Consider the following 12,511-nt stretch of genomic DNA (forward strand, 5'->3'; position numbering starts at 1 on the left):
TGCATGGGCGGCGCACCGCCACTTTATACTATTCGTATCTGAGGGCCTCAATTGGATCCATTTTGGCAGCCTTGTTCGCAGGATATATCCCGAAGAATATCCCCACACCGCAGGAAAACGAAACGGCTATAACTACCGTCATCATGTTCACAAGACCCGATATTCCCATTATACTGCCTGCTATGGCCGCGGCGCCCACTCCAAGGAGCGTTCCCGCAAGCCCCCCTATGCCCGATATAATCATGGATTCCACAAGAAACTGAAGTAGTATGCTCCGCTTTGTGGCTCCTATGGCCTTCCTTATGCCAATCTCCCGAGTCCTTTCAGTAACAGATACCAGCATTATGTTCATTATCCCTATTCCGCCTACAATAAGCGATATGGCGGCTATTGCCCCGATTACGGCCGAAACTACTCCCAGCACGCTGTCGAGCTGCTGCATCTGCTCCTTAGCGCTCATACCGATGTACATCTCTTCCTCTGGATTTTTTCCCCTTAGCTTGCTCTTTTCGACATACGCAACTATCCTGTCCTTTACAGCATCTACATCCTCAGTCCTCCTGACTATTGCTTCAAACGAACTGTAATTGCCCGTCGAATTGAGCATGCCCCTTAGGGTGTTTACGGGGCAGTAGAGCGTAGTTGAGGGAGCCCCGCCAAATGACTGGTTGAGCTGGTCGAATATCGACTCGGGTTTCTCATAGATGCCTATGACTGTAAACCCTGCTCTCCGCCCTCCAATGTCTACATACAGGCGCTTGCCAAGGGCGCTTTCATTCTTGAAAGCAGCCTGTGCCAGCTTCTTGTCGATTATTGCCACGCTCCGTTGAGATTGCAGGTCGCTTGCCTTCAAAAACCTTCCCTTAGTTAGATTTAGCGCCTCTATCTGGTCGAAGTTGTCATATACTCCCTGCAGGCTTACATTTTCAATAGCCCCGGTGGTCTTCACCTTGCCCTGCATATACTCCACAGGGCTTGCAGCTGCAATATCGTTTGAAAACAGCTTGCCTATCGTTTTTATGTCGTTATCGGAAAATCCATGCTGCTCGGCGTTTACATTTTCATCCTGCCAGTTTATGGTGATGTATATCCTATTGACCCCGAAGCTCTGAAATTCGCTTCCTATCTTCTCCTGGCTGCCCTGGCCGAGAGCCATAATTGTTATTACCGAAGCTATGCCTATTATTATTCCAAGCATTGTGAGGAAAGACCTCATCTTGTTGGCCCATATGCTCGCCACGGCCACCCTGAATATCTCAACAATGTTCATATGCTCACTCCTTAGCAACAGGCACGTCTTTCACTATCTCGCCGTCCCTGAAACTTATGGCTCTCCTGCAGTAGCGCGCTATCTCCATCTCGTGTGTAACTATTATTATTGTCTTGCCCTCATCGTTCAGCTTTGTGAACAGCTCCATAATCTCGTCTCCAGACCTCGTATCGAGATTGCCCGTCGGCTCGTCAGCGAGTATTATGGATGGATCGTTTGCAAGAGCTCTGGCTATGGCTACCCTCTGCCTCTGACCTCCGGAAAGCTCGCTTGGCACGTGGTCGGCCCTGTCTGAAAGCCCTACCTTTGCAAGCAGCTCGAGTGCCTTTTGCCTCATTGGCGCCCTCTTTTCACCCGCATAAACCATAGGGAGCTCCACGTTCTTGAGCGCCGATGTCCTGGCAAGCAGATTGAACGATTGGAACACAAAGCCTATGCTCTTGTTCCTTATGTGCGCAAGCTTGTTTTCCGAAAGCTCGCTTACATCCACGCCGTCGAGCATGTAGCTCCCGGCGCTTGGCCTGTCGAGGCAGCCTATGATATTCATCAGCGTGGACTTTCCGGAACCCGAAGGTCCCATTATCGCTACGAACTCGCCGTCCTCAATATTAAGATTGATGTCCTTTAGCGCATCTACACGTATTTTTTCAGTCTCGTACACCTTGCTTACGCCTTCGAGCTTTATCATTTCTGCTCACCCTTTACCATTACCTTGAGTCCGTCCTTGAACGAATCGTCGGGATTCGCCGCCAGGACATCTCCCGCCTTTAAAAGCGCAGATATCGCTTCGACCTTGAGGTCGCCTTCTATGCCCAGCTCTATTGGTATTTCCCTTAGCTTTCCGCCTTCGATTTTGTATACATAGTGTTTGCCGTCGCTCTTTAGAAGCAGCGCCTCATAGGGCACTACCAGCGCATCCTCCTTCTCCCCTGTGACTATGTCCACATCTGCTGAGAATCCAGTCTTGATACCCGATGGCGGGTCTATTATGTCCAGCTTTACAAGCACGCTCTTTTCAGTCTGGGTTCCTTCAGCCAGCGCGCTCGGAGCGATATATGATATCCTTCCGGCGAGCTTGCTGTCGGGGAAAGCGTCTCCCGTTATTATGGCCTCCTGGCCGATCCTTACCTTGTGTATTTCAAACTGGCTTACATTTGCGTGTACCTGCAGCTTGTCAAGGTTATGAACTACGAACATGGGCTTTTGAAGCCTCGCCTCAATCCCTACCTTGCAGTTTGCATACACTACGGTGCCGTCAACAGGACTTTTAAGCACAGCATCGTCATACTGGCTCTGCGCCAGCTCGAGCGCAAGCCTTTGCTTTTCCACCTGCATCTCCTTTATCTTCCTGGAGCTGCCGCTCTTTTCTTCCTGTATGTCGTTTAGCGATATGTCGTACGAGTTTTTTGCGGAAGCTAGTCGCTTCTGGGCATCGTCGAGTTCCTTCTTGCTTACTGCACCGTTATCATACAGGCTTGCAGTCTTCTCATAGTCGCTCTTGGCGCTTTCGTACTCGATGCGCTTGCTGTCCGCATCCTTCTCAAGCCTGTAAAGCGCCGTGCCTTCCACGCTGTCCTTCAGCTCCCTGTCTGCTATGTCCAGGTCTATCCTGGCCGAATCGAGCCTCGTCCTTAGCACGTCCGTTTCCAGCGCTGCAAGCATCTGGCCTTTGCTCACCCTCTCTCCCTCTTTCACATATACTGCCTTCACGGCATCCTCGAGCTCCGAGTTTATCTCGGCCTCGTCTCCCGATCTTATAGTGCCGCTTATTATCACATCGGAGGTTATCCTGGTCTTATCGACCTGCAGCTTTTCAACCTCGAGCGCTGCACCCTGAGAATTCATTCTGATTATTGTATATGCTGCTACAGCAGAAATTAAAAGCACTGCTGCTATAATTATGAATTTCTTGCTTTTGAACCTGCCCACAAGAGCACCTCCATTTTTTCCATCATAAGAAATCTATACCCTTTTCAAAAAAATCAATTCAAATTCATGGCTTTGCAGGGTCTTATTGTGGGTATCTTGAAAATATGATTATTAACATAATTGTAAAAAGGAAGGTGATATTTATGAAAAGATTGATTCTGCTGCTCTGCATGCTTTTGCCGCTTGTATTTTCGGCCGGCTGTGACAAGGATAATGGCGAAAATGGCTCCAAGCCTCCAGGGCCTCTGACAATCGAAGACTACTATCCGGCAAACGAGAACACCCACTATGTATACGAAGGCATGGGGAACGAGTATGCCTCATACGATGTGTATGTCGACTATGCCGCTGACGGCAAAATCCAGCAGAGGGTAGACAACGGCGGCACTGTCATGGCGAATGTCTTGGAGGTTAGGGATGGCAAGCTTACTAGAGTGTTCGCAAGGGGAGAAGCTTACTACAGAGAAAATTTCCTTGATTCCAGGGAGGGGGCTGAAGACGTCCTTCTTATGGAGCCTCTTGAAAAAGGGACAACCTGGACCCTTTCAGATTCGAGCGTCCGCACAATAACCGGCACAGCTGTGAAAGTGGATACTCCTTCCGGAAGCTATGAGGCTATAGAAGTTACAACAGAAAACCAATACGACAAAACAATAGCATACTACGCAAAGGATGTAGGCCTTGTCAAATCAGTGTTTGTATCCGGCGAGACCGAGGTTACCTCGACGCTCGAAAAGATAGAAAAGAATGTCTCTTTCACTCAAAGGATAAGCTTCTACTATCCTAACATCAATGACAACAAGATTTATTACAGGGAAAAGGACATAAGCTTCAGGACAAACGACGTAACAAGAAAAGCGCTCGAGGATGCCTACAAGGAAACAGCTCCAGAGGGCACCGGAAAGGTTTTTACTGCAAACACCAAAATAAACAGCCTCTACCTGAACAAGGACGGTATGGTATACATCGATTTGAGCTCTGAATTCCTAAGCGAAATGAGCGCCGGGGCCGGGTATGAAAGCATGATGCTCGATAGCATAGCTGCCACGTTCGGGCGCTACTACAACTCTCAAAGGGTCATACTTACAATCGACGGCAATCTCTACGAATCGGGCCATATTGCCCTGCAAAAGGGAGAGTACCTGGAGGCCAATTATGAGGATGCAATAGAGCTCAAATAGCTTGGGCTATACAATAAAATAACCATATGTCAAAGCGCCACAGTCGATTTTCAAGCCAACTGCAGTGCCTCTTGGCGGTATATTATGGACTATTATAGCGTAACAGCTGGGAGTGATATTTTATATGGATAATAAGCGAAAGGTGATTCTCTATATAGCCCAGAGCCTCGACGGCTTCATTGCCGATGAAAATGGCGGCATCGACTGGCTTGCTGCAGTCGAGCTCCCCGGTGAGGATTACGGCTACAGCGACTTTATAAATAACGTAGACACGGTAATAATGGGGCGCCGCACGTATGAAACCGTGCTCTCCTTCGGAATAGAGTTCCCTCACAAGGATATTGAGTGCTATGTCATGTCAACGACACTGGAGGGCTTTAATCCTGATGTCGAGTTCTTCAACGGCGACATAGGCGATCTAATAAGGATGCTCGAGCTTGAGGATGGAAAGGACATATTCATCGACGGAGGCTCGGAAGTTGTACGGGAGCTGCGTGAGAGGGATCTTATCGACGAGTACATCATTTCCATAGTGCCAATACTGCTTGGAAAGGGTACGCGGCTTTTCAAGGAGAGCTCTAATCGCAGAAACTTGAGGCTGCTTGAAAGCAAGGCTTTCGAGTCGGGACTTGTGCAGGTCAGGTATGTGAAGGTTTAGAAATGACCTTGATATTTCACTGATTCCCTAGCGTTACATGAAGCAAATCATGCAGCTCACGAGAATAATAAAAAGGAGCTATAACCGACAGAAGATCTAATTTCTGACGAGTATAGCTCCTTTTTTATCCACTATTTTTTCAATCGACTATTAGTTGACTGGCAATAGTATAGCATTGCTAGTATCTATCGATACTGAGACCATGTTCCCAATGCGATATGAGCTTGGGCTCTGAATGAATGTATTCAATCTAATCCCAGTTAGAGCATGTTCAAGAACGACGCTGTAGGTTTCCCCCTGGTAGCTGAGCTCGGCTATTTTGAAATTCTTGTTTTCGCCAGAAACTATGTGGACCATCGAAGGACGAAGCATGGCTTGGTAAGCGCCGTTTGGCTTGTCGGCAGCAAACTCGGCAATTTCGCTTTTGAAAACGCAATTTCCAACTACTCCATCCAGGTATGCGGCCTCCCCGAAATATTCGGCCACCTGGCGGTTTTCAGGCGAATTGAACATGTTTTCAGGGGTGTCGTACTGCAGCACCCTCCCGTCCATCATGAGGGCTATTTTATTGGACATTGTCAAAGCCTCGTGCCGATCGTGGGTAACTAGCACTGTTGTTATTTTAAATTCCCTGTGAAGCTTAAGCACGAGGCTGCGCATATCCTTGCGCAGATTGACATCGAGACTTGAGAAAGGCTCATCCAGAAGGAGTACGTTCGGCCTGGCCGCCAGGGCTCTTGCCAGCGCAACCCTCTGGATCTGCCCTCCCGACATTTCGTGTGGCATACGCTTTTCGAAGCCTTCAAGCTGAACCTTTGTCAGAAGCTCCGATGCCGCTCTTGAATATTCACGCTTTGACACGCCGCGCATTTTCATGGGAAAGCTTATGTTTTCCGCTGCATTCATATGCGGAAAAAGGCGAAAATCCTGAAAAACTATTACAGTTCCGCGCTTGTGAGCTGGCAGCCTGTCAGCGCATTTTCCACCAAGCACGACAGAGCCGCCTGATTGGGGAATTATTCCTGCTATTGTCTTAAGCAGCGTACTTTTCCCGCAGCCGGAAGCCCCGAGAAGAGAAACAAAGTCGCCCTCCTGCACTGTAAGGTTTATTGATTTTAATATTTTATTGCCGGATAATTCAACTGAGATGTCTTGCAATGAAAGCTCCAATAGTTCCCCTCCTCTACTCCGTTTTCTCATGCCAGAAGGCAAATTTCTTGATGCCAGCTTCTATGGCAACAAAAACAAAAAGCGTGGACAGCACAAACACCAGCGAATACGCGGAGGATATGGTGCGGTCTCCACCCTGAATAAACGGGACCATCATGACAGCAAACGTCTTGACACTCCCTCCCCCAATCATCAGCGTCAGAAAATACTGGCTGAACGATATTATGTAGGCCATGCTTATTGAAGACATTATTCCCGGCAAAAGCAGAGGAAGCATCACATGCCAGAATGTCTTAATCGGCGGAACGCCAAGCACATGGGATTGCATTTCTAGTGACACCCCGACAGCGCGGGTCAGGTCCAGCATAATGTTTATGGTATAGGGAAGTGCGTATATGATGTGTACAAGCATCACCCCCAGCACTGTGTCAGAAAGACCAATGCGTATGAATACGACATGTATTCCCATTGCAAAAGCAGTTCCAGGAACGATTACAGGCAGTATGCTGGCAAACGATATAAGTCCCTTGCCTTTAAAATCATATAGTGCAATAGCTCGAGCACTCATAGTTCCAATGACTGCGGCGGCTAAGGCCACTCCAAGAGAAAGCGCCATGCTTGATATCAGCACGGAAATCACTTTCGAATGGGATCCGAAAAGCTCGTCAACAGAGCGCAGCGAAAAACCCTCCGGGACGAGTCCGGGCCATGCCCATCTGCTTGAAAAACTCCACACAAGCAGCACCAGAAGAGGCACCACAATTGATAGAATGGATGTATAAATAATTATTCCGTGCAAAAAGTGTCTATTTCGTTTCATCAGCATCGCCGCCAATCTGATTGAAGTCTTTTTTCAGCAGCCAGTAATACACTGCCGACATAACAAGCGTCAGCATAAGCATTATGCTGTTCATTGCCATTGCGTAGGGTCGGTGGCGGAGGTCCGGATTGACGTATTCCACATAGGCCTGCACAGGCAGCGCCTTTGGCAGTGTGGCCCCAAGCAGAAATGGCAACTCGTATGCGCCAAATGAGAATGCGAAAATAATTAGAAATGCTTTTTTTACGGCAGGCATGCTGAGCGGCAGCGTAATATGGAAGAACGTCTTTAATTTGCATACTCCGAGGTTTTCAGAAGCCTCACCCAGTGTCGTGCTGACACTTGCCATAAGCGTCAGCGTGAAATAGGCCACAAAAGGGATCTCCTTCCACAGGTATGCGATTATTATCCCTACGTTTTTTTGATCGTAGAGCAGCTGAGGGAAATTTCCCTGCGAGCTCAGCAAGCCCAGAGCATAGAGTATGCGCGCCAGCAAACCGTTTTGAGACAAGAAGGTTACTGCAAACAGCGCCACGACCATGTGGGGTATTAGTATGGGCAGCTTTATGAGCTGAAGCCTCCAGCCGCGTATGCTTCCTGTGTACACAAGGGCTGCGCAAACCAGCACACCAAATACAGTTGCCAGCACTGATGAAACCAAAGCTATCGAAAGGCTTGTTCTCACAGAATCGAGCAATATAGGATTTTGAAAAATCTCCTCATAATATCTTATCGTAAATTCCGAAAGCCCAAGGGCGGGAATATAGCCGAAGCTTTGCAATAGGGCATTTCCAATTCCAAGCAAAAAAAGAACGCCAAGCAGAATGAATGGCAACAAAAGCGCATAGGGCGCTAAGCTTTTCCTTGTACTCCTGCTGCTTAGCGCGCCGCACACCCTCTCATGCAAACGTCCCATTACTTGCCTACAACCTCTTGAGCCCATATTTCTTCGATTATTGGAACAAGCTTGGCAGGCATTTCAGGAAGTCTCTTTGAAAGCAGCTTATCCTGAGGTATTGTTCCCTTGCCTATGTCAACACTGTCAAACATGGCCTTTTCATCATCCGACAGCCTGCCGTATTCCACTACGGGCAGCGCCTTGAGCACAGAAAATTGGCTTGCCTGAAGCTCAGCCGACATTATTTCGTTTATAGCAACCATTGCAGCAGCCTTATTTGGCGAATTTGCCGCTATTGCCATATAGTTTGTGTTTCCTATAGTCCCTTTTTCAAACTGGAAGGCACGGGCCGTTTCCGGGTAAATGCCGTCTTCAATCGAAAGCGCAACAGAGTATGGGCTGTAGCTCATGCTCATTGCAAGCTCACCGTCAGCGAACATGTTGTCCAGCTCAGTCGACGCAGCAGGGAAGGTCCTACCCTCGTTCCACAAATACGGATTCAGCTCTCTCAAATAAGCAAGCGCAGGCTCTATGGCTGCTTTGACAATAGCCTTGTCGGGCTCCATATCCATGAACTGCTCATACCCCACTATGTCGTATATTACGTTTCTAACAAAGGCGCTGCCGGTGAAGTCTGGAAGCGCAGGGTATGTCACCTTGCCCTTGTACTTTTTTACATACTCCATAAGCTCCACTGTATTCTTAGGCGCTTCAGGAGTTACTGCGCTGTCGTTTATCATTACTATCTGCGCCTTGCCGTAAGGGGCCTCATAACCTTCTATAGGGTATCCGAAATCCTTTTGGATTTCCTCTGAATCAGCATCTATATTTTTCTTAAAATTAGGCAGCTTGTCAGCGAATGGTCCGAAAAGCAAACCATTTTCCTTGGCAGAATAGAAGTTTTCTCCGTTTATCCATATCATGTCAATCGAGCCATTTTCCTCACCCGCCTGCTTTTCGCCAGAGAGCTTTGCCAGAATCTGGTCTATGTCCATAGGAATGCGTTCAAGAGTTATATCGTACTTTTCTTTCAGGGCAGGCGCCACTACGGTATCAAGCCACTTGTTTCTCTGCTCGTCTCCACCCCAGCCGTAGAATCTAACTGTGGAACCTTTTGCCTGTTCCACTATCGTTTCAAAATCGGCGCTGGCGTCAAATTCTGCGCCCGGCTTTACTTTGGTACATCCTGTAAATGTCATCAACACAAGCATTGTGCTCAGCAGCAACGCGATTATTCTTCTGCTCATATGTACTTCACTCCCTGTTCTTAATATAGTATACTGTTTGGATTAGAAATGTTTGCAGAGTCCTGAGTGGTGCCTGTATAGCTATGCTCCGCTGCCCATTGCAACATTTAAGTAGGCTGAATATACAGACTCCTCAAACATATCGGGCTCCTTTATTTTAGGCAGCTTAACGCTTATAGCCTTCCCGCCGCCAATGAGAAACCCATTTTCAAGGGATTCAACCGTAGGTGAGATTATAGTCTCGTTTTCCTCAAAAAGCCTCCTGTCCATCAGATAGGCAGCTGCCACAACATCCCAGTTGAAAAATCCGTCAAGCTCGAAGTGGTCTGCCATATAGTCATACCAGTAGGCTGTCTTTTCATATATGTATCGTGCTGCAGGAATTTCAGACTGCTTGAGGCGGCGGTTGTAGCCTGCGCGCGCGAAATATGCTGCAAGGCAGTTGTTTCCCGTTGCGACTGCTAAATTCCTGGCATTAGTCAGCACGCAGAAGGCGGCCTGCGGATCGCATGCAAAATTCAGCTCACCCATAGATCTGCCATTTATCAAAAGAGGCTCCGTCAAGCCTCCCATAAGGACAATCTCACTAATCTTCTCAAAAAATGAGTTATCCTTGAGATAGGCGCAATGCAGGTTTGTCAGCGAGCCCGTGGCCAGAATTGAAATATCCCCCGGATTTTTGTTTACGGCATCAATGAGAAACTCGACTGCCTCGCTTTGGGTTTCATTTGCATTGGCGCAGCCTTTCAGCACAGGTATGTCTGAGCGCCCTATCTCAGCAAGCATTGTATTTGTGTTGGAAAACACAGTCTCGATATCGCTATTGCCGTATGTACTTGTAATACCAATCAAATCTGTGCTCTCGTCACCCAACAGGTATAGCAAGGCAAGACCGTCATCGACATCGCAGGCTTTTACTCCAAAAGTGTTGTCGCAGTCAAAAATGATTTTCTTCAATTTCAGATCCCTCCAATCCGCGTTATCAGCTAGCTATTACACATTAGATTCAATTAATATAATCAACATGCACCTGCCAGATTTGCTGAAATCATTATATATCAGGCATTTTGAAATATCAATCGATTTGATTTTTCTATAATTTGTTAAATGGGGAGTGGAAAATCAATAAATTCGTATAAATGCTGGTAAATGCTGCAAAAGAAGCGGTATACAAGCAGTTTTGCCTTTTATGCATGCTTAGTTACTCTCCGATTCATATAGATATATTTTATAGAAGCCTGCTTTTCTATTTAATTTTTTAATGGTACACTAGCCATTGTTTATTGCTTAAATGATTAAGAGACAGGAATTATAAATTCCTGCCTCTTAATCCAATTCATTAATTTTTTATGCATGTTAAAATAAAGGGTATGGAAACTGCCAGCAAAATCCTGGCTTCTTATATGCTGAAAAGATTCAGAAGAACACCTGCCGCCACCGCCGAGCCTATAACTCCGGCAACGTTAGGCCCCATAGCATGCATGAGCAGGAAATTCGAAGGATTTGCCTTTGCTCCTTCCTTCTGAACTACCCTTGCGGCCATAGGAACTGCAGAAACTCCGGCAGCCCCTATAAGAGGATTTATGCTTCCTCCAGTAAGTCTGTACATAACTTTCCCGAAAAGAACTCCCGATGCGGTTCCCACTGAAAAAGCCATCAGTCCCAATGCAATTATTCCAAGCGTCTGCATTGTAAGAAAAGTATCGGCATTCGCCGTAGCTCCTACAGTAAGTCCCAGTACTATTGTGATAATATACATAAGCGGTCCCTGGGCGGTTTCCACAAGCTTTGGCACAACCTCAGACTCCTTTATGAGGTTTCCAAACATTAGCATTCCCACAAGCGGCGCCGCTGAAGGAAGCAGGAGTATTGTAAGTATGGCTACCACAACAGGAAATATGATTTTTTCCGTCTTTGAAACAGGCCTTAGCTGCTCCATCTTGACAGTTCTTTCCTTTTCTGTCGTCAAAAGCTTCATTATTGGAGGCTGTATTATAGGAACAAGAGCCATGTAGGAATATGCGGCAAGCGCTATAGGGCCCAAAAGGTCCTTTGCAAGCTGGCTTGTCAGATATATTGCCGTCGGCCCGTCAGCTCCGCCGATTATTCCAATAGATGCGGACTGCGGCCCTGTGAAGCCAAGCATTATGGCTCCAAGAAAGGCGAAGAATATGCCAAACTGCGCTGCCGCACCAAGAAGAATGCTCTTGGGATTTGCAATAAGCGGCCCGAAATCAGTGCTGGCCCCTATGCATAGAAATATAAGCGGCGGATATATCCCAAGCTTCGTGCCCATGTACAGGTAATGCAGAAGTCCCTTTTCTTCCATCAGGCCTGAGCTTGGAAGGTTCGCAAGAAGCATTCCAAACGATATTGGTATCAAAAGGTACGGTTCGTACCCCTTCTTTACGGCAAGGTATAAAAATGCACAAGCTATCAAAATCATTATTAGTTCCTTATAAGTCATGGCCGCAAAGCCGGTTGCGTTCCAAAACTGTGCAAGCATCTGTCCCATCTTAAACTCCTTTCATCTTCTGCTTCTTTTCCCTTAGATTTCACAAATAACTATGCTATGTGCAGAAGTTCTTCTCCCGACGCTACCGATGAGCCTCTTGACGCCCTTATCGCCATTATTTTTCCGTCCTTAGGCGCAACAATTTCATTCTCCATCTTCATGGCTTCTAGCACCATTATCACCTGACCTGACTTAACAACATCACCTTCTCTAACCTTTATATCAATTATTGTCCCGGGCATAGGAGCGCTAATGGATTCTGAAGCTCCCGAGTTAGATTGTTTTGGGGCACTCTTTTCTTTTTGCGCTGCCTTTTCAAGAGTTGCAGCTGGTTTTGGGGCTGTCTGGGCGGTTTCACCCATCTCTTCCACTTCAACCTCATATGCCTTGCCGTTTATGTTTATCATGTACTTTTTCATTTCAAATACCTCCTCGACATCTCAAATTTAATTTCCCAACACTTCAAAAATGGCTATCCGACTCTTTTTATGCTCTTTATTCTTATGTTTTTCATTTTGCCGCCGTTTGAAAAAATCACGGATGCCGCAATTACGGCAGCCATGTCCTCCTCATTCTGTGGATTCTCAATATCAATATATACGCCTTCTTCATGGCTTGCATTCGCATTTTCCTTACCAACAGTGCCAGCGTTCTTCTTGAGCCCTCTTTTATGGAATATCAGACTGAACAGCTCGAGAACCTGGCATATTGCAAACAACGCTGCGAATACCACAAGCATACTTAGCCCGCTCACCTTGACAGCCTGAGCCAGCGTTACAGTTTCACCAAGCATTTCTTCACCTCTCTATCTGGATAAATGCAG

At 47.0% G+C, this 12,511-nt stretch carries 13 protein-coding genes; 2 read left to right on the forward strand and 11 right to left on the reverse strand.

The features are described from left to right. Positions 1-28: 28 nt before the first annotated feature. The 3 genes from EAL2_RS14210 to EAL2_RS14220 are packed head-to-tail and all read right to left on the reverse strand — an operon-like array spanning position 29 to position 3,199. Positions 29-1,270, reverse strand: coding sequence for an ABC transporter permease (locus EAL2_RS14210; protein ID WP_025437019.1), 1,242 nt, complete (start codon positions 1,268-1,270; stop codon positions 29-31). A 4-nt stretch (positions 1,271-1,274) separates the two neighbouring features. Next, a complete protein-coding gene (locus EAL2_RS14215; protein ID WP_025437020.1) occupies positions 1,275-1,958 on the reverse strand; it encodes an ABC transporter ATP-binding protein in 684 nt (227 codons plus the stop codon). Beyond that, complete coding sequence (locus EAL2_RS14220) at positions 1,955-3,199, reverse strand: efflux RND transporter periplasmic adaptor subunit (protein ID WP_025437021.1); 1,245 nt, start codon at positions 3,197-3,199, stop codon at positions 1,955-1,957. Before EAL2_RS14220 ends, EAL2_RS14215 begins: the two co-directional genes overlap by 4 nt. Before the next feature lie 143 nt (positions 3,200-3,342). On the opposite strand from EAL2_RS14220, the gene EAL2_RS14225 reads away from it, so the two are divergent. Both EAL2_RS14225 and EAL2_RS14230 read left to right on the forward strand, forming a co-directional pair. Further along, positions 3,343-4,380, forward strand: a complete 1,038-nt coding sequence (locus tag EAL2_RS14225) for a GerMN domain-containing protein (RefSeq protein ID WP_025437022.1) — start codon at positions 3,343-3,345, stop codon at positions 4,378-4,380. Between the two features lie 124 nt (positions 4,381-4,504). Further along, positions 4,505-5,038 (forward strand): dihydrofolate reductase family protein, encoded by a 534-nt coding sequence (locus EAL2_RS14230; RefSeq protein WP_041693231.1) that lies wholly within the window; start codon positions 4,505-4,507, stop codon positions 5,036-5,038. A gap of 150 nt (positions 5,039-5,188) precedes the next feature. On the opposite strand, the gene EAL2_RS14235 is transcribed toward EAL2_RS14230, so the two are convergent. The 8 genes from EAL2_RS14235 to EAL2_RS14270 form a co-directional block, all read right to left on the reverse strand. Continuing rightward, positions 5,189-6,208, reverse strand: a complete 1,020-nt coding sequence (locus EAL2_RS14235) for an ABC transporter ATP-binding protein (RefSeq protein ID WP_025437023.1) — start codon at positions 6,206-6,208, stop codon at positions 5,189-5,191. 13 nt (positions 6,209-6,221) lie between these two features. After that, on the reverse strand, positions 6,222-7,028 hold the full coding sequence (locus EAL2_RS14240) for an ABC transporter permease (protein ID WP_025437024.1): 807 nt from the start codon (positions 7,026-7,028) through the stop codon (positions 6,222-6,224). Then, positions 7,015-7,944 carry an ABC transporter permease gene (locus tag EAL2_RS14245; RefSeq protein ID WP_025437025.1) on the reverse strand — a complete coding sequence of 310 codons (930 nt, stop codon included), beginning with the start codon at positions 7,942-7,944 and terminating at the stop codon, positions 7,015-7,017. The genes EAL2_RS14240 and EAL2_RS14245 overlap by 14 nt, the downstream gene beginning before the upstream one ends. Further along, positions 7,944-9,173, reverse strand: coding sequence for an ABC transporter substrate-binding protein (locus EAL2_RS14250; protein ID WP_025437026.1), 1,230 nt, complete (start codon positions 9,171-9,173; stop codon positions 7,944-7,946). Before EAL2_RS14250 ends, EAL2_RS14245 begins: the two co-directional genes overlap by 1 nt. A gap of 81 nt (positions 9,174-9,254) precedes the next feature. Continuing rightward, positions 9,255-10,130, reverse strand: a complete 876-nt coding sequence (locus EAL2_RS14255) for a nucleoside hydrolase (protein ID WP_025437027.1) — start codon at positions 10,128-10,130, stop codon at positions 9,255-9,257. Between the two features lie 442 nt (positions 10,131-10,572). Then, the gene (locus EAL2_RS14260) at positions 10,573-11,688 is read right to left on the reverse strand and encodes a sodium ion-translocating decarboxylase subunit beta (RefSeq protein ID WP_025437028.1); all 1,116 of its coding nucleotides are present in this window, start codon (positions 11,686-11,688) and stop codon (positions 10,573-10,575) included. Between the two features lie 50 nt (positions 11,689-11,738). After that, positions 11,739-12,107, reverse strand: a complete 369-nt coding sequence (locus EAL2_RS14265; protein WP_025437029.1) for a biotin/lipoyl-containing protein — start codon at positions 12,105-12,107, stop codon at positions 11,739-11,741. Between the two features lie 53 nt (positions 12,108-12,160). After that, a complete protein-coding gene (locus tag EAL2_RS14270) occupies positions 12,161-12,481 on the reverse strand; it encodes an OadG family protein (RefSeq protein WP_025437030.1) in 321 nt (106 codons plus the stop codon). Between the last annotated feature and the right edge of the window lie 30 nt (positions 12,482-12,511).

The organism is Peptoclostridium acidaminophilum DSM 3953 (genome assembly GCF_000597865.1).
GTDB lineage: Bacteria > Bacillota > Clostridia > Peptostreptococcales > Peptostreptococcaceae > Peptoclostridium_A > Peptoclostridium_A acidaminophilum.

Bases quoted from the DNA above. Each gene is read 5' to 3' on its own strand.
- EAL2_RS14210 (WP_025437019.1), bottom strand. From the start codon at position 1,270: ATGAACATTGTTGAGATATTCAGGGTGGCCGTGGCGAGCATATGGGCC.
- EAL2_RS14215 (WP_025437020.1), bottom strand. From the start codon at position 1,958: ATGATAAAGCTCGAAGGCGTAAGCAAGGTGTACGAGACTGAAAAAATA.
- EAL2_RS14225 (WP_025437022.1), top strand. From the start codon at position 3,343: ATGAAAAGATTGATTCTGCTGCTCTGCATGCTTTTGCCGCTTGTATTT.
- EAL2_RS14230 (WP_041693231.1), top strand. From the start codon at position 4,505: ATGGATAATAAGCGAAAGGTGATTCTCTATATAGCCCAGAGCCTCGAC.
- EAL2_RS14240 (WP_025437024.1), bottom strand. From the start codon at position 7,028: ATGAAACGAAATAGACACTTTTTGCACGGAATAATTATTTATACATCC.
- EAL2_RS14245 (WP_025437025.1), bottom strand. From the start codon at position 7,944: ATGGGACGTTTGCATGAGAGGGTGTGCGGCGCGCTAAGCAGCAGGAGT.
- EAL2_RS14250 (WP_025437026.1), bottom strand. From the start codon at position 9,173: ATGAGCAGAAGAATAATCGCGTTGCTGCTGAGCACAATGCTTGTGTTG.
- EAL2_RS14260 (WP_025437028.1), bottom strand. From the start codon at position 11,688: ATGGGACAGATGCTTGCACAGTTTTGGAACGCAACCGGCTTTGCGGCC.
- EAL2_RS14265 (WP_025437029.1), bottom strand. From the start codon at position 12,107: ATGAAAAAGTACATGATAAACATAAACGGCAAGGCATATGAGGTTGAA.
- EAL2_RS14270 (WP_025437030.1), bottom strand. From the start codon at position 12,481: ATGCTTGGTGAAACTGTAACGCTGGCTCAGGCTGTCAAGGTGAGCGGG.